Origin of the sequence: Haloferax sp. Q22 (assembly GCF_001482285.1) — an archaeon.
Taxonomy (GTDB): domain Archaea; phylum Halobacteriota; class Halobacteria; order Halobacteriales; family Haloferacaceae; genus Haloferax.
The window spans coordinates 93,657-110,374 of record NZ_LOEP01000033.1 but is presented as its reverse complement, the minus strand read 5'-3'; the positions used below and the strand labels follow the sequence as shown (position 1 = coordinate 110,374).

Here is a 16,718-nt window from a genome sequence, read left to right as displayed (position 1 = left end):
CTTACTGCTGGGCGCGCAGGTGAGCGGGTCGGACGATGACCGTCTTTTCTTTGCCGCCGTCGTTGATCTGCACCTTGAACGCGCGGCCCTGCTTCCCGAGGACCTCGCCGGTGAGACCGTTGAAGCGCGGGTGGAAGCGACCCTCGCGAACGCTCGGGTCGATGTTGAGGTGGACCTTCTGGCCCTCCTCGAATTCCGCGATAGCGCGCTGCGGCGGCGAAGTGCCGCGCTCGCGCGGCTTGTTCGAGAGCTTTCCTCGCGTCCCCTTCATTGGACCGTTGGAGCTCGGCATAGTCGTGAGAACGAATACTTGCGTCGCCATTATAAATTGCACGTTACGAACCGCGCGTGTGTGTCTCCCGCGTGGTCGCGCGGGAGGGACGGACTTAACCCGAGTCGGCGCGGCGCTTCTCGTATGTCCGAAGACGAGCGACGCATCGAGACGCGCGCCATCCACGCGGGACAGGAGCCCGATGAGGAGACGGGGGCGCTCATGACGCCCATCTACGCGAACTCGACGTACGCCCAAGACGGGCCGGGTGACCACCGCGGCTACGAGTACTCCCGCACGGGGAACCCGACCCGAACCGACCTCGAATCGAACCTCGCGGCGCTCGAAAACGGCTCGCACGGCCGCGCCTTTGCCTCGGGGATGGGTTCGATAAACACCGTGCTCAACCTCCTCGAAGCGGGCGACCACGTCGTCGCCGGCAACGACGTGTACGGCGGCACCCACCGCATATTCACCCAGGTGTACGAGAAGTACGACCTCGAGTTCGACTTCGTCGACACCACCGACCACGACGCCGTCCGCGACGCCGTCCGCGACGGCACCGAACTCGTGTGGGTCGAGACGCCGACGAACCCCCTCATGCGCGTCAACGACATCGGCGCGCTCGCCGACATCGCCCACGAGGTGGACGCGCTCTGCGCCGTCGACAACACCTTCGCCACGCCGTACCTCCAGCGTCCCCTCGACCACGGCGCGGACATCGTCTCGCACTCGCTGACGAAGTACCTCGGCGGCCACTCCGACGTCGTCGGCGGCGCGCTCGTCACCGACGACGCGGACCTCGATGAGGAGATCGCGTTCTACCAGAACTCCGTCGGCGCGACGCCCTCGCCGTTCGACTGCTTCCTCGTCCTCCGCGGGACGAAGACGCTCCCGGTCCGGATGGACCGCCACTGCGACAACGCCCGCGAGCTCGCTGCGTGGCTCGACGGCCACGAGGCGGTCTCCGAGGTGTTCTACCCCGGCCTCGACTCTCACCCGCAACACGACCTCGCGGCCGAACAGATGGACGACTTCGGCGGGATGCTCTCGTTCGAACTCGACGGCTCGCTCGAACAGGCCTCGACCGTCGTCGAGGAGACCGAGGTGTTCACGCTCGCCGAGAGCCTCGGCGGCGTCGAGAGCCTCATCGAACAGCCCGCGGCGATGACCCACGCGGCCATCCCCCGCGAAGAACGGCTCGAAGCGGGACTCACCGACGGTCTGGTCCGCGTCTCCGTCGGCATCGAGCACATCGACGACATGAAGGCGGACCTCCAGCGGGCGTTCGACGCGGCGTTCTGAGGCGTCTAAGTCCGCGTCGGCTCGTCCTTACGCGCCCTCGCACCTCTTTCCGTACCAGCCGTTGCCGAAGGTTGAGAACGCGGGTAAGGGTTATTGAATAGCACGATGAATAATGATGTATGTCCCAGGAGTCAGTCACCCTGAGCGCGGAGTCCGTACAGCGACAGAGCTACACCGAACCCACAGACCGCGTGATGGTCGATTCCGACGACCACGAGGGGTCGAGCCACAGCGCCGAGCAGTTCGGTATCGGGCTGGCCATCGGCTTCCTCCTCGGCGGCGTCGCGGGCGTTATCGGCGACTCCCTGGCCATCGGCGTGATGCTCGGGCTCACGTTCGGCGTCGTCCTCGGCGTCTACTTCATGGAGCACCGCTGACGGCGGACGAACGCGGTCGCTCCGGGGACGGGACTTCGAAAAAGGTCGGTCGTCAGTTCAGATACGGCCGACGTTCTCGACGGAGACGCTCTCGACGCCTTCGACTTCGATGAACGCCTCTTCGACGGCCTCAGTGCCACCGGCGTCGTCGGGGACGATGACCGTCGGCAGGAGGGCGACGAGACCGAACGCGACGTCGTCGCGTTCGAAGCCCTTGATTTTCGCACCCTCGGGAAGGGAGTCTTCGAGCGCGTCCTCGAGGTTGTCGAGGTCGAGCTCGGGGCTGTTCGGCATGACCTTGATTTTAGCAGCTACTTTTCCCATGATTATGGACCCATGAATCCGCAGTCGGGACACTCGTAGAGGTTGCTCTGCTTGCGGCACTTGGAACAACGCGAAATCTCCTGGCCACAGTCGGGGCACTTGAACGTCGCCGCGCTCATGCCGGCGATGTTGATGCCACAGGACACACACTGGTGCGCGTGTCGCTGTTCGGACTCGCTCATACGCTCATAAACCGGCGCGCGACTTTTAACCGTTGTCTTTCCGGGTTCTGCTGGGGGAAACCCGTGGCCCGCGTGGACACGACTCACCCGAGCGCCAGCGGCCCCATGAGGACACACATCAGGTGGACCCGCCGACACCCGAACCGGATGGGGAGGTGACCGACGGCCCCGGCGGCGACGAGGACGGCGACGCCGCCGACTCCCGCGAACGCCCACGAAAGAACGACGAGGAGGGCGCAGACGGCGGTGACGAGTCGGCGCTGGTCGAGCCTCCCGACGAACGCAAGCGCCCGGTCGCCAACGACCGGCACCAACACCGCCCCGCAGAGCCCCGAGGCGACCGTCACCGGCACCGCGAGACCGAGTCCGGTCGGGAGTTCCGCCTCGGTGAGCGCGACGAGCGCGCCTGTTCTGGGCGCCCCCAACCCGGCGAGCGCGAACAGCGCGAACACCGTCGTCGCCGTCGTGGCGGCGCTCGTCGCTGTGACGTAGGCCCGGGTCGACTCGTCTGGGTCGGCTTTGGGGAGAGCCGCGAGCGCGAGCGTTCCGGCGACGCCGGCGGAAACGCCCGGGAGGTAGCCGACGAACGCCCCGCCGCCGGCACCCGCCACGACGCTCCGCGCGACCGAACGCGGCGACGTCGCGAGCGCGGCATCACCCTGCGGCGGAACGCCCCCGCCACGTCGCGCCGCCAAGAGGACCGGCACGCCGAACAGTCCAGCCAAGAGCGGGGCCAACACGCCACCGACCGGAAGCGGCCCCCCGAACGGCCGGTCGAGGACCGCGAGACCCAGCCCCGTCGAGGCGGCGATAGTCACGCAGGCCGCCAGCCTCGCCCGCCGGCTCGGTTCGGTCCAGACGAGCGCGGCGGCGACGGCGGCGAGCACCACCCACAGGTGACTCCGGACGACGGGATAGCCCTCGACCAACACCGCCGTGAGCGGGACCGCGACCGGCACCGCCAGACAGAGCGCCGCGCCGCTCCCGAGCGCCGATAGCCTGAGCGCCTCGCGTCCCCGCCCGCCGAGAACGAGTTTGTGCGCCGGCAACGCCCCCGGCGCGAGCGCGGCGTCGGGCACGCCGAGCGTCAGCGCCGGCACCACGTCGAGGAAGGTGTGGACGGTCGACGCGGCGAGGACGGCGGCCGCGACGGCGACCGGCGGGCCGGGGAACTCGGACGCGACGCCGGCGAGGAGCAGCGCGAATGCGTTCGCGTGGAGACCGGGAATGAGGCCCGAGCAGGTCCCGAGGCAGACGCCGACGACCACACCGAGGAGGGCGGCGGTCGTCGGATCCGCCGTGACGGGCGACGCGAGTGCCGCCGCTTGAGCGAACAGGGAGACGACTGCCCCGCCGGTGAGGAACATCGCGCCGAAGTGGCCACGGCTTCCGGTATGAAGCTACGCGCTCGGCACCGACACAGACACCGACTGCGCCGTGGCCCGCGTCCGAGTCGTTGGGCGTGCGACCGACGCCGCCGCTGGTGAGTTGCGTCGAAAGAAATCGGAGTTTCGAAGCGAGCGTCGCCGCGGATGCGGCGGGGTCTCGCGGGAGTTAGCCGAAGAGCGCGCCGAGGCCCTCGCCGTCGGCTTCTTCGTCGTCGTCGTCGTCGTCGCCGCCTTCGTCAGCGGCCTCTTCTTCGGCGTCTTCCTCGTCGTCGTCGTCAGCGGCCTCGACCTCGCCACCGGCGGAACCGCCCGCGGCGGGCGCGGGGGCAGCGGCGGCCGTCTCGATGGCCTCTTCGATGTCGACGTCCTCGAGCGCGGCGACGAGCGCCTTGACACGGGACTCCTCGACATCGACACCGGCGGCCTCGAGGACCGCGGTGATGTTCTCTTCGTTGACCTCTTCGTCCGACTCGTTCAGGATGAGCGCAGCGTAGACGTATTCCATTGTTGTGTACCTTGTGTGTTGTTAGAACAGGGAGCCGAGGGCGTCGCCAGCGTCTTCGTCGTCGCCGTCGTCTTCGGCGGCGTCTTCGTCGGCGTCGGCGTCTGCCTCGTCGGCGTCCGCTGCTTCTTCGTCAGTCGATTCTTCTTCCTCGGCGGCACCCGTGTCAGCCGCGGACACGCCGCGGAGTTCCTCGGGAAGCGCCTCTTCGTCGTCGATGTTCGCCGCGAGCGCCCGAAGCTGGGCGTCCGCCTTCGAGATGAGCTCGGGCATGAAGTCCGGGCTCTCGATGTTGGCGAACAGACCGACGGCCTTGGCCTCGCTCGTCGCCTTGGCGATGAGCGTCGGCGCGGTCTGGGCGGTCGGGTAGACCGCGTTGACCGACAGGTTCGTCGCGGCGGAGACGGCCGACTGGATGTCGGCGCGGTACTCGTCCACGTCGATGGCGAGTTCGTCGGGCTCGAACAGGACGCCTTCGGAGAAGACGCCGCGGAGGTCGAGACCGACCTCCTTGGGCTCGATGCCGAGTTCCGCCAGGACGTTCGCGAGTTCCTCGGAGACTTCCTCGCCCGCGGAAAGGACGTTGGAGTCTTCCGTCACCTTGATCGAGCCGTCCATGATGCGGGCGGACGCCCCGACCTGCTGGAGTTCGCCGACGAACGGACCCGGGTCGACACCGGTGTCACCCTCGGGGATGACGATGTCGTTCGGGGCGACTTCACCGGCGTTGATGGGCGCGGGCGTCTTCGACGCCTCGAGCTCCTTGTACAGGGCGAACGGGTTGTCGTTCGTGCCGATGAGGGCGACCTGCCCGGCGATGTACTCCTTGAGTTCCTCGAAGCCGTCGTCGACTTCGTCGAGCGCGCGGTTCGCGAGCGTGTTACGGCTCATGCGCACCGCGGCCGAGCCGTGAAGCTCGCGGCGCATGGCCTGGAGCTGGCGGCTCGGGATGCCCGCGACGCCGACGACGCCGACGGATTCGTAGGATTCGATGAAGTCGACGAGCTCGTCGACCTCTTCACGCTTCCACTGCGGGATAACCTCGGTCTGCCGAACCTCGGACTCGCTCATGCGGGCACCTCCACGGACGGCCCCATCGTCGTCTTCACGTAGACGGAATCGATGTTGAGCGGGCCCTTTTCGAGCGTCGCTTCGAGACGACGGACGATGACGTCGATGTTCTCCGCGATCTCGTCGGGCGTCATGTCGTCTGCGCCGACGCGCGTGTGGAACGTACGACGGTCACGCGAACGGAGCTGCACCGTGTTCTTCATCCGGTTCACCGTCTCGACGACGTCGTCGTCGGGCTGAAGCGGGGTCGGCATCTTACCACGGGGACCGAGCACGGTACCGAGGTAGCGACCGATGTCCTGCATCAGTCCTGCCTCGGCAACGAAGAAGTCGGTCTCGTCGGCAAGGTCTTTCGCCGCATCGGTGTCGTCGCCGAAGTCTTCGAGCTCATCGGGCCCGAGAACTTCGTCGGCGACATCCTCTGCGCGGAGCGCGGTTTCACCGGTCGCGAACACCACAATCTGGGTGTCCTGGCCGGTGCCAGACGGGAGCACGATGCTCTCGTCGACACGCTTCGACGGGTCGTTAAGATCTAAGTCTCGCAAGTTCACGGCGAGGTCAACCGTTTCGCGGAAGTTCCGCCCGGGTGCCTCGTCGAGTGCGCGAGAGACTGCGTCAACTATTGTGTCTGCCATTATTCACCTCCGTAGTACGCAGGATTGCTCCTACGGGTCAGTGAAACAGGCTACTGCCTGCCTCGTCCGGCAGGACGAGTAGGCTCAACTTAAGTCCGTCGAACTACGGGAGCCGAAACCCCCGAATTCGGGGGTTTCGCGTGCCACAGCCACACATGCGGGCTGGCGAGCACGCGAGCGATTCGAGGTCGTCGACGGTCGGGCCGCTCCGGGTCGAATCGGGTCGGTGGAGAGAAGAAAGCGGGCCGAGTCGACTCGGCCCGACGGAAAGGGCGGTTCGAACCGCCGAGACGGTTCCGAGACGATTACTCGTCGTCGAAGTGGTCGTCGAAGTCGCCGCCGTCGATGCGCTGTTTGAACGTGCGGGCGTCTTCGCCCTCGATGGTGACGCCGAGGGACGCGCACGTCCCGGCGACCTCCTTCGAGGCGTTCTTGAGGTCGTACGAGAGCAGGTCAGAGGACTTCTGCTCTGCGACCTTCTTCAGCTGTTCGATGGACATGTCGGCGACGAAGTTCTTCTGGGGTTCGCCGCTGCCGGTGTCGAATCCGACTTCGTCCTTGATGAGCGCCGCCGTCGGCGGGACGCCGACTTCGATGCTGAACGAGCCGTCGTCGTCGTACTCGACGGTGACGGGGACTTCCATGCCGTCGAAGGCAGCCGTCTGGTCGTTGATGTCGTTGACGACGTCCTGCACGTCGACGGGGGTCGGGCCGAGTTCCGGGCCGAGCGGCGGACCGGGGTTCGCCTTCCCGCCGGGAACGAGTACTTCGATAGTTCCAGCCATACGTGGAAACACCGTGTGGCGACTTTTAACGGTTTTCTTTCGCCCGGAGTCGTGTGCGACAACTACGCACAGCGCGCGGGACCACCGTCCGCCCGATTACAGTTCGACGCCGAACGACTCCACGTCGCCCGCGAGCGCGGCCATCGTCCCGAGCAGTTCGGCCACGTCGTCGAGGTCGCTCGTGGAGACCACTTCGACGGGCGTGTGCATGTAGCGGTTCGGGATGCCGATGTTGAGCGAGGGGATGCCGGAGCGACTCGTGTAGAAGGCGTCCGCGTCGGTGCCCGTGCGGATGCCGGCGGCCTGTAACTGCACGCCGATGTCGGCCTGCGCGGCCGCGTCACGGGCGAGTGAGACGACGTTCGGGTGGTTCGCGCTCCCGCGAGAGACGACCGGTCCCTCGCCGAGTTCGACGGGGCCTTTGCGCTTGCCGGGCACGTCGGGGTTGTCCGTCGCGTGAGTCACGTCGACGGCGACCATCGCGTCGGGGTCGAGGTCGTAGCCGACCATCTTCGCCCCCTGCACGCCGACTTCCTCCTGAACGGTGCTGACGGCGTACACCGTCGCGTCCACGTCGGCCTCGACGGCGGCGCGCAGGCCCTCAGCGGCCGACCACGTGCCGACGCGGTTGTCCATCCCGTTAGCCGCGACGCGGTCGCCCGCGAGGTCGCGGACCCGCGCTTCGACCGTCACGGGGTCGCCCACTTCGACGTGGTCCTTCGCGTCGCCCTTGCTCGTCGCACCGATGTCGACGAACTGCTCTTCGAGGTCGTCGTACTCCTCGCTTCCCACGTCTCGGAGGTGGATAGCGGTCTGACCGATGACGCCCGCCACGTCGCCGCCGTCGCCGTGGACCGTCACGTGCTGGCCCTTCGAGACGGTGCGGTCCGCGCCGCCGATGGGGCCGATGCGGACGAAGCCGTCGTCGTCGATGTCGCGGACGATGTAGCCGATTTGGTCCGCGTGGCCGGTGAACGCGATTTCGGGGCCCTCGCCGGTGCCTTCGTGGACCGCGACGGCGTTGCCGTAGTCGTCGACCGTTACGTCGTCGGCGAACTGCGAGACGTAGTCCACCCACACGCGCTGGCCGTCGACCTCGTAGCCGGACGGGCTGGGTGTGGTGAGCAGGTCTTCGAGGAAGGCGCGTCGATCGTCGTCCATACGAGACGTTGACGGGCGGCGGGACAAGAACACAGCGAATCCAGCACACCCCACCGGGAGTCGCCGCGGAGCGATGCCGTCGCGTCCCGCGGCGGTCCGCACCGCCCCGTCGCCACAAGGCATATCCATCTTGTGAGCGTACTGATTGGTATGGCCGACTTCACCCTCTTCGAGGTCCACCTGCACGACGGATTCGAGTTCAGCCCGACCAACAGTTCGCCGCTCCTCTCCACGGGCCGCGGCGAGGATGCGCTCGAAGCCGACGACGAATCGCACGACGACTACGACGACTACGATGTCGAGTTCGACGACGACGAGGCCGAGGCCGAATCGGACGAGTCGGGCGGCCGCCCCGGACTGGGGCTCCTCGTCGGACTGGTCCTCCTCGTCGGCATCGCGGCGGCGGTCCGGTACATCCGCGGCGGCGACGACCTCGATGAACTCGCCGACCTCGACGACGACGAGGAACGCGACGAAGTCGAAATCGACGCCTGAGTCGGCGTCTCCGAACACCGTTTTTCTGCGACCGTTCCCACCGACAGCCTTCACCGCCGACCACCGCCGGGTTCGACCGCGGTCGGATACCCTTAAGCGAATCCCGTAGCAACTCCGGGGTATGACCGTTTCGAGCGCTCCCGGCAAGGTGTACCTGTTCGGGGAGCACGCAGTCGTCTACGGCGAACCGGCGGTCCCCTGCGCGGTCGAGCGCCGGGCGACCGTCACCGTCGCCGCCCGTGACGACGACCACGTCCGCGTCCGCGCCGAGGACCTGAGTCTCAACGGCTTCACCGTCGAGTACCGCGGCTCGACCGGCGACCGGCCCGACGTGGACGTTCCGGCACCGCTCGTGGAGGCTGCGATGGGCTACATCGACGCCGCGGTCGACCAGGCCCGCGACGCCGCCGACGCGCCCGACGCCGGCTTCGACATCACCGTCGAAAGCGACATCCCGCTCGGGGCCGGCCTCGGCTCCTCCGCGGCCGTCGTCGTCGCCGGCATCGACGCCGCGACCCGCGAACTCGGCGTCGAACTTACGCCCCGCGAAATCGCGGAACGCGCCTACCAAGCCGAACACGAGGTCCAAGACGGACAGGCGTCCCGCGCCGACACCTTCTGCTCCGCGATGGGCGGAGCCGTCCGCGTCGAGGGCGACGACTGCCGGACCATCGACGCGCCACCCCTCCCGTTCGTCATCGGCTTCGACGGCGGCGCGGGCGACACCGGCGCGCTCGTCTCCGGCGTCCGCGCGCTCCGCGAGGAGTACGACTTCGCCGCCGACACCGTCTCGACCGTTGGCGACATCGTCCGCCGGGGTGAGGAACTCCTCGCCGAGGCGGACCCCGACGCCGACGAACCGCCCGAGGAACTCCTCTCCGAACTCGGCCGGTTCATGAACTTCAACCACGGCCTGCTGGAGGCCCTCGGCGTCTCCTCTCGCTCGCTCGACTCGATGGTGTGGGCCGCCCGCGAGGCCGGCGCGTACGGCGCGAAACTGACCGGCGCGGGCGGCGGCGGCTGTATCGTCTCCTTGGACCCGACGCCCGAGACCCAGACCGCGCTCCGATTCACCCCCGGCTGCGAGGACGCCTTCCGCGCCGAACTCGCCACCGAGGGCGTCAGAGTCGAGGTCCCGCCCGAGGCCGAGCGCGACTCCGACGGGGAGGGGTCGGCGTGAGCCTCGTCGTCCTCAAACTCGGCGGGAGCGTCGTCACCGACAAGGACGAACCGGAGACGGTGGACGAGGCGGGTCTGGCGGCCGCGGCGGACGCGGTCGCGACCCTCGCCGAGTCGGGCCGCGTCGCCGTCGTCCACGGCGGCGGGAGCTTCGGTCACCACCACGCCGCCGAACACGGCGTCTCCTCGGAGTCTGGAAGCCACGACGCCCTCGGCGTCCGCGCCATCCACGACGCGATGAAGCGCCTCAACGACGCCGTCCTTGACACCCTCGCGGACCGCGGCGTCGCGGCCCTGCCGGTCCACCCGCTTTCCGCCGGCGCGCGCGAGGCCGACGACTCGCTGTCGCTTCCCCTCGCGGCGACCGAGACGATGCTCGACGAGGGATTCGTCCCGGTCCTCCATGGTGATGTCATCGCGCACGCGGGAAAGGGCGCGACCATCGTCAGCGGCGACGACCTCGTGGTGTCGCTCGCGTCCGGACTCGGTGCGGACCGCGTCGGCCTCTGTTCGACCGTTCCCGGCGTGCTCGACGCCGACGGCGATGTGATTCCCGAGATTACGGCGTTCGCGGACGCGGCTGACGCGCTCGGCGGGTCTGACTCGACCGACGTGACCGGCGGCATGGCCGCGAAAGTCAGAAAACTGCTCGCGCTCGGCGCGCCGGCGCACGTCTTCGGCCCCGAGGGGCTGTCGGCGTTCGTCGCCGGCGAGTCGCCGGGGACCGTCATCCGCGGAGAGTAGTCGGAACCGAACTCAGAGTTCGACGACCAAGCCGTCTTTTGCGACCCGGACCTCGCCGTCGAAGTGTTCGCTCACGCTCGCCCGCAGGTCGTCGGTGACGCGGTCGGCGTGCGGGTAGAGGTGCGTCAGGTAGACCGAGTCGATGTCCCACCCGGCGAGCGCCTCGCCCACCTGCGACGGTGTCGGATGGTTCGACACGTCCACGTCGTCCGGGAACGAGCAGTCGTGCGCGAGGACGCTCGCGCCGTCGGCGAAGTCGCCGAGGGCGGAAAACGCCTCGGTGTCTCCCGAGAAGACGAAGTCGGCCTCGCCCCGCTCGTTGCTGAAGCGGTAGGCGAGCGTCGGCATCGAGTGGCGGACCTCGAACCCCATCACGTCGAAGCCGGCGACGCCGAACTCGGTCGGGCCGACCTCCCGAATCTGGATGTCGAGGCGGCCTCGGAGGTAGTCGTGGACGTCGAGCAGTCCCTCGACGAGTTTTTCGGTCCCCTCCGGACCGACGATTTCGAGGCGGTCCTGCCCGGCGAGCCACCGGGCTTTCACGAGCGCCATCAGGTCCGAGACGTGGTCGAGGTGGTGGTGCGTGAGGAGGACCGACGAGACGCCCTCGTAGCCGACCTCCGTCTCGGCGAGGCGGGCGAGGACGCCCGACCCGCAGTCCACGAGGAGGGCGTTGCCGTCCGATTCGAGGAGGAGCCCGGTCTGGGCGCGGCCGGTGACGGGCATCGCACTACCGGTTCCGAGGAACGTGACGCGCATGCGCAGAGCTACCACGGCGGCGGCGTTAGTCCTTGTGCTCGCTGGGTCGGCCGCCGCGGCACAGGCACAACCCTCATACCCGCGCAGGCTAACCCCGAGGTAATGACCCGGCGCGGCCGCTCGCTTCTCGCGTCGAGAGGCGGCGACTACGAGTTCGACCCCGAGTCGGTGTCGGTCGCCGACGAGGACGTGCTCGACCTGCTGGAGCCCGCCGTGCAGGAGTGGTGGGTCGACCGGTTCGGGGAGTTCGTCCCCGGCAACGGCGGCTTTTTCACCCCGCCACAGCGCGGGGCCATTCCCCGCATCTACGACGGCGACAACGCCCTCATCTGCGCGCCGACGGGGTCGGGCAAAACGCTCGCCTCCTTCACCGCCATCATCAACGAGCTGTTCCGCCGGGAGCGCGAGTCGCCCGACGGCCTCGACAACTCGGTGTACTGCCTCTACGTCTCGCCGCTGAAGTCACTCGCTAACGACATCCACCGGAACCTGACCGAACCGCTTTCGGGCATCGCCGACATCGCCGAGGGCCGCGGCGAGACGGCGGATATCAAACACGCCATCCGCCACGGCGACACCTCCTCTGCGGACCGCCAGAAGATGCTCTCGGAGACGCCACACATCCTCAACACGACGCCCGAGACGCTGGCGATTCTGCTCAACTCGCCGAAGTTCAAAGAGAAGCTCCGGACCGTCGAGTACGTCGTCGTCGACGAGATTCATAGCCTCGCGGAGAACAAACGCGGCACGCACCTGTCGGTGTCGCTGGAGCGGTTGGAGGACCTCGCCGAGTCGTCGCCGACGCGCATCGGCTGTTCGGCCACCGTCGAACCGCTCGACACGGTCGCGGAGTTCCTCGTCGGCTGCGAGGGCGGCGAGCCCCGCGACTACGAACTCGTGGACACGCGGTTCGTCCGCGACTTCGACGTCCGACTGGAGTGTCCGACCGACGACCTGATTCGGACGCCCCGAAGCGAGGTCCAGAGCCGGTTTTACGACCGCCTGCACGAACTCGTCGCCTCGCACACGAACACGCTCGTGTTCACCAACACGCGGTCGGGCGCGGAGCGCGTCCTCCACAACCTCCGCGAGGAGTTCGACGACATCGACGAGTCGAACTCCGGCTGCCACCACGGAAGCCTCTCGAAAGAGCGCAGACAGGAGATAGAGTCGAAGCTGAAGGCGGGCGAGTTGCGCGTCGTCACCACCTCCACGAGCCTCGAACTCGGCATCGACATGCCCCACATCGACCTCGTCGTGCAGGTCGGCTCTCCCAAGTCGGTCGCCGCGCTCCTCCAGCGGGTCGGCCGGGCCGGCCACCAACTCGGCCAGACGGTCGAAGGCCGCGTCATCGCCCTCGACAGGGACGAACTCGTCGAGTGCGCGGTGATGCTCTCGAAGGCCGAATCGGGGTTCGTCGACCGGGTGTTCATCCCCGAGAACGCCTTCGACGTGGCCGCCCAGCAGGTGTACGGGATGGCCATCAACGCCATTCGCCCCGAGTCGGAACTCCGCGAGACGCTCCGTCGGGCCTACCCCTACCGGAACTTCTCAGACGACGACTTCGAGCGGCTGTTCCGCTATCTCACCGCCGACTACGACGGCCTCGAAGACAAGAACGTCTACGCGAAGATCTGGCGCGACACCAACGACCCGCCGGACGGCGAACACCACTACGAGGAGTACCCCGTGGGCGAGCCCCTCGTCGGCAAACGCGGCCGGATGGCCCGCGTCATCTACATGACCAACATCGGCACGATTCCCGATTCGTTCACCTGCGACGTGCTGGTCCGCGGGGCCGACCAGTGGGTCGGCACGCTCGACGAGGGCTACCTCGACACGCTGGAGAAAGGCGACGTGTTCGTCCTCGGCGGCGACCACTTCGCGTACCGCTACCGCCGCGGGTCGAAGGTGTACGTCGACCGCACCTCTCAGCGCCCGACGGTCCCGTCGTGGTTCTCCGAGCGCCTGCCGCTTTCGTACGACCTCGGCCGCGAACTCGCGGCGTTTCAGGCCGACCTCGTGGACCGACTCGACGCCGGCGGCGCGCCCGCCGTCAGGTCGTGGCTCCGGGAGTTCCCGCTCGACGAGAACAGCGTCCGCGCCGTCACGCGGATGTTCGACGAGCAGGTCAGGTACGCCGGCCCCGAGAGCGTGGTGACCCCCGACAGACTCGTCGTGGAGACCGAACTCGACCGCGACACCTATCGCCGACATTTCTACGTCCACTGTACCTACGGGCGGCGGTTCAACGACGGCCTCTCGCGGCTCCTCGCCTACCACGCGGCCCGCCGGACGAACGCGAACGTACAGGTCGCCGTCGCCGACAACGGCTTTTCGCTCTCGATGCCGCTCAACCGCAAGGTCGACCTCGCGGGGGTCCTCCGCGACCTCGAACCCGAGGAAGTCGAGGACGACTTACGGGCCGCCCTCGACGGGACGGACCTCCTGAAGCGGTACTTCCGCATCAACGCGACGCGCTCGCTCATGATTCTCAAGCGCTACAAGGGCTACGAGAAGTCCGCCGCCCAACAGCAGGTCTCCTCGGAGATGCTGCTGTCGTTCGCGCAGGACCTCGACGAGTTCGCCGTGATGGAAGAGACCTACCGCGAGATTCTCGAAGACAAGCTGAACCTCGACGCCATCGAGGACGTGGTCGCGGCGATTCAAACGGGCGACGTGGGCGTGGTCGGCCACCAGGTCTCGTCGCCGACGCCGCGGGCGTTCGGCCTCGCCACGCTGACGGCGAGCGACGTGGTCCTCGCCGAGGACGAGAGCGCGGCGCTCCGGGAGTTTCACGAGCGCGTCAAGGCCGAAATCGGCGACGACGAGGCGGACCTCGGCATCGACGTGGACTGACAGTCGATCGGTCGTGAGGCTGCCCTACCGCCGCGCCCACGCGAGCATCCGGTCGTAGAACGGGTCGGATTCGAGCGCGTCGGCGTCGCCGACGAGACACAGCGCCTTCTTCGCCCGCGTGAGGGCGACGTTGATACGACGGTGGTCCTCGAACAGCGGGCCGTCTAACTCGCCGGTGGCGACGAAGGAGACGACGATGACCTCCTTCGAGGAGCCCTGGAACCGGTCGACCGTGTCCACGGTCGCGTCGGTTCGGCGGGAGATTTCGGCGACCTGCGCCCGGAACGGGGCGATGACGCCGATGTCGTCGATGTCGACACCGGCGGCCTCATAGGCGGCGACGACTTCGGCCACGCGGTCGGCTTCGACGGGGTTCGTGTTGCCGACGCGCCGGCCGTCGGGGTCGACGAAGGCGACTTGGTCCGCGAGTTCGGCGGGGAGGTCCGCGGTGTCGACGCCGAGGTCGCGGAGATGTTGGGCGGCGACGGCCCCCGTCGCCGGGCGGAGCGCACCGTCGTAGAACTCCTTGGAGGCAAAGGCCTGAATCCGCTGGGACATGCGGTACTGGCGGTCGAGCATGACCGAGGCGTCGGGGTACGTCTCGATGAGTCGCTGGAACAGCGATTTCTGGAGGTCGTTTTCGGCGCGGACGACCGGCGGAAGCTGTTTGTGGTCGCCGACGAGGACGAACCGGTCGGCGAGATTGACGGCGGCGAGCGTCCCCGGTTCGGTTATCTGGGACGCCTCGTCGACGAGCGCCACGTCGAACGACTGCTCGCGCATCACGCGCGACCCGCAGGAGGCGGTGGTCGCGGCGACTACCGGCGCGTCGTGGAGGGCGGCGGCGAGCGCGTTCGGGTCGCCGCTCCGTGAGAGACGCACGTCCTGCATGTCCTCGCGGACGCCCGATTCGGTGCCGACGCGGACGATATCTTCGAACCCTTGGTCGCGCAGGGCCTCCAGCGCGTTGTCGACCGCGCGGTTCGTGAAGGCCGAAAGCAGGACGCGGTTGCCGTCCTCGACGAGCGCGCGGATGGTCCGGGCGATGGTGTAGGTCTTGCCCGTCCCCGGCGGCCCGTGGATGAGCGCGAGGTCGTCGGCGTCGACCGCGAGGCGCACCGCGTCGTCCTGCGCGTCGTTGTTGTCGATGAACGTGCGGCCCGCAGAGCGGTCCGAAAAGTCGGGGTCGCGGCGGCCGAACAGCACGTCTTTCCGGCCGGGCGAGCCTTTGAGCACCGCGTCGTGGAGCGCGGTGAGCAAGCGGTCGACGGTGAGTTCGGAGGGGTACACGTCGAGACGGCGGAGCGGCACGGGTTCGTCGGTTGTGACGACGATCTCGTCGCCGAGTTCGACGATGCGCGCGAGTTCGGCGTGCCCCTCGACGGGGTGGCCGTCGCTGGCGAGCGCCACGTCGCCGGCGCGGAGTTTCGACACCGCGTCGTCGGTCTGTTTGGCTCGGAGTTCCCACGTGCCGTCGGGGCGCTCAGTCTGGCCGAGGGGTTCGAGACCGATGAGCGCCCGGTCGTCGTCGGCGCGCTCCTCGGCGCTCTGGTCCCAGAGCTTTCGGTACTCGTTGTGGACCGCCCGGCGCTCTTCTTCGACGGCGCGGTAGAACCGGTCGAAGTAGTCGCGTTCGTCCTCGGGGACCGGCTGCCCGATTGCGCCGGCTTTCGACTCCTGGTCGAGTCTGCCAGAGACGACCATGCAGGTGTCCTTCTCGAAGCAGTACTCGCACTTCGAGTTCACCTCGTAGCCGGTCGGCACCGACGCGTCGTGTTCCATCGCCGCGATTTCGTTGCGGGTGCGGACGACGAATTCGAGGAGCCCGCGACCGATGGAGAAGTCCTTCGCAGGCGAGAGATCGCCGGATTCCTCGGTGCGGTCGAGCGTCGTGTTCTTCGTGTAGAGGAGCGTCCCCGTGTCGACCGGCACGCCCCGCTCTTCGAGGATGAGCGCGTAGGAGGCGGCCTGAATCTTGTCCTGGAACCGCGGGTCGCGGTTGAGGTTCTTGCCGGTCTTGAGTTCGACGGGCGACCCCCGCCGGAGGGCGTCGGCGCGGCCCTTGATGCCGAACGTCGGCGAGATGAGGGTGTACTCCGAGCGCCACTCGTCTTCGTCCGTGAGGACGCCCTGCGAGAGCCAGCCTTCGATGGCGGCGGCGTTGCGGCGCACCTCGTCTGCGACTTCGTCGACCTCGCGGCCGAGCAGGCCGAGTTCGAGGCCGCGCTCGTCGATGCGCTCGTCGATGGACGAGTCGAGGTCGCGGCCGCGGAGGAGGTCGCCGAACACGTCGTGGACGATGGTCCCTTTCACCACCGGGTAGTTCAGCGGGATGCCCGAGAGCTTGTTCAGGTAGTACATCCGCGAGCACTGCACCCACGAGCGGATGTCGGTCACGTCGACGAGGAAATCGGGCTCGACGACGACGAACGACTCGGAGCCGGTCGAGTACGTCGTCTCGCCGCGGTACTCGGACTCCTCGGCGTCGGTGACGAGGATATCCATGCCCGGCTCGGCGTGTTCGGCGGCGTGGGTCCACTTCCCCCAGAGGGTGACGGTGACTGGCTCTCCGGTCCCGCGCTCGGGGCGGAGCGTCACCTCCGCCAGCGAGCGCTCGCCGTACTTCGTTTCGACGTCACGCGGCTCGCCGACCTCGACGAGCGGACCGCGAAGGTTCACGT

General features: G+C 68.1%; 17 protein-coding genes. 6 read left to right on the top strand and 11 right to left on the bottom strand.

The features are described 5' to 3' along the window. Position 1: 1 nt before the first annotated feature. Positions 2-292, bottom strand: coding sequence for a 50S ribosomal protein L21e (locus tag AM590_RS15860; RefSeq protein ID WP_004974579.1), 291 nt, complete (start codon positions 290-292; stop codon positions 2-4). A gap of 123 nt (positions 293-415) precedes the next feature. On the opposite strand from AM590_RS15860, the gene AM590_RS15855 reads away from it, so the two are divergent. Both AM590_RS15855 and AM590_RS15850 read left to right on the top strand, forming a co-directional pair. Further along, entirely contained in the window at positions 416-1,576 is a 1,161-nt protein-coding gene (locus AM590_RS15855; protein WP_058828309.1) for a cystathionine gamma-synthase, read from the top strand. 119 nt (positions 1,577-1,695) lie between these two features. Continuing rightward, the gene (locus tag AM590_RS15850) at positions 1,696-1,953 is read left to right on the top strand and encodes a hypothetical protein (protein WP_058828308.1); all 258 of its coding nucleotides are present in this window, start codon (positions 1,696-1,698) and stop codon (positions 1,951-1,953) included. 57 nt (positions 1,954-2,010) lie between these two features. Here AM590_RS15850 and AM590_RS15845 read toward each other — a convergent pair whose 3' ends face one another. The 8 genes from AM590_RS15845 to AM590_RS15810 all read right to left on the bottom strand — a co-directional run bounded on the left by AM590_RS15845 (position 2,011) and on the right by AM590_RS15810 (position 8,001). Continuing rightward, positions 2,011-2,277 (bottom strand): elongation factor 1-beta, encoded by a 267-nt coding sequence (locus AM590_RS15845; RefSeq protein ID WP_004969379.1) that lies wholly within the window; start codon positions 2,275-2,277, stop codon positions 2,011-2,013. 2 nt (positions 2,278-2,279) lie between these two features. After that, complete coding sequence (locus AM590_RS15840) at positions 2,280-2,459, bottom strand: HVO_2753 family zinc finger protein (protein ID WP_004042997.1); 180 nt, start codon at positions 2,457-2,459, stop codon at positions 2,280-2,282. Between the two features lie 83 nt (positions 2,460-2,542). Continuing rightward, entirely contained in the window at positions 2,543-3,826 is a 1,284-nt protein-coding gene (locus tag AM590_RS15835) for a tripartite tricarboxylate transporter permease (protein ID WP_058828307.1), read from the bottom strand. Between the two features lie 187 nt (positions 3,827-4,013). After that, positions 4,014-4,352 carry a 50S ribosomal protein P1 gene (gene rpl12p, locus AM590_RS15830; protein WP_004974573.1) on the bottom strand — a complete coding sequence of 113 codons (339 nt, stop codon included), beginning with the start codon at positions 4,350-4,352 and terminating at the stop codon, positions 4,014-4,016. Between the two features lie 21 nt (positions 4,353-4,373). Beyond that, a complete protein-coding gene (locus tag AM590_RS15825) occupies positions 4,374-5,420 on the bottom strand; it encodes a 50S ribosomal protein L10 (RefSeq protein WP_058828306.1) in 1,047 nt (348 codons plus the stop codon). Beyond that, positions 5,417-6,055, bottom strand: a complete 639-nt coding sequence (locus AM590_RS15820) for a 50S ribosomal protein L1 (RefSeq protein WP_004969375.1) — start codon at positions 6,053-6,055, stop codon at positions 5,417-5,419. Before AM590_RS15820 ends, AM590_RS15825 begins: the two co-directional genes overlap by 4 nt. A gap of 305 nt (positions 6,056-6,360) precedes the next feature. Further along, positions 6,361-6,840, bottom strand: coding sequence for a 50S ribosomal protein L11 (locus tag AM590_RS15815; RefSeq protein ID WP_058828305.1), 480 nt, complete (start codon positions 6,838-6,840; stop codon positions 6,361-6,363). A 96-nt stretch (positions 6,841-6,936) separates the two neighbouring features. Further along, on the bottom strand, positions 6,937-8,001 hold the full coding sequence (locus AM590_RS15810; protein WP_058828304.1) for a M42 family peptidase: 1,065 nt from the start codon (positions 7,999-8,001) through the stop codon (positions 6,937-6,939). Positions 8,002-8,151: 150 nt separating this feature from the next. Here AM590_RS15810 and AM590_RS15805 point away from each other — a divergent pair, with 150 nt between their 5' ends. The 3 genes from AM590_RS15805 (at position 8,152) to AM590_RS15795 (ending at position 10,419) form a co-directional block, all read left to right on the top strand. Then, positions 8,152-8,496 (top strand): hypothetical protein, encoded by a 345-nt coding sequence (locus tag AM590_RS15805; RefSeq protein ID WP_058828303.1) that lies wholly within the window; start codon positions 8,152-8,154, stop codon positions 8,494-8,496. Between the two features lie 121 nt (positions 8,497-8,617). Further along, a complete protein-coding gene (gene mvk, locus AM590_RS15800) occupies positions 8,618-9,676 on the top strand; it encodes a mevalonate kinase (RefSeq protein WP_058828302.1) in 1,059 nt (352 codons plus the stop codon). Next, positions 9,673-10,419 (top strand): isopentenyl phosphate kinase, encoded by a 747-nt coding sequence (locus AM590_RS15795; RefSeq protein ID WP_058828301.1) that lies wholly within the window; start codon positions 9,673-9,675, stop codon positions 10,417-10,419. Before mvk ends, AM590_RS15795 begins: the two co-directional genes overlap by 4 nt. Positions 10,420-10,431: 12 nt before the next feature. Here AM590_RS15795 and AM590_RS15790 read toward each other — a convergent pair whose 3' ends face one another. After that, positions 10,432-11,178, bottom strand: a complete 747-nt coding sequence (locus AM590_RS15790) for an MBL fold metallo-hydrolase (RefSeq protein WP_058828300.1) — start codon at positions 11,176-11,178, stop codon at positions 10,432-10,434. 102 nt (positions 11,179-11,280) lie between these two features. Between AM590_RS15790 and AM590_RS15785 the strand changes: the two genes are divergently transcribed. Beyond that, the gene (locus tag AM590_RS15785) at positions 11,281-14,037 is read left to right on the top strand and encodes an ATP-dependent helicase (RefSeq protein WP_058828299.1); all 2,757 of its coding nucleotides are present in this window, start codon (positions 11,281-11,283) and stop codon (positions 14,035-14,037) included. A 24-nt stretch (positions 14,038-14,061) separates the two neighbouring features. Here AM590_RS15785 and AM590_RS15780 read toward each other — a convergent pair whose 3' ends face one another. Further along, the gene (locus AM590_RS15780; RefSeq protein ID WP_058828298.1) at positions 14,062-16,716 is read right to left on the bottom strand and encodes an AAA domain-containing protein; all 2,655 of its coding nucleotides are present in this window, start codon (positions 16,714-16,716) and stop codon (positions 14,062-14,064) included. Positions 16,717-16,718 lie beyond the last annotated feature (2 nt).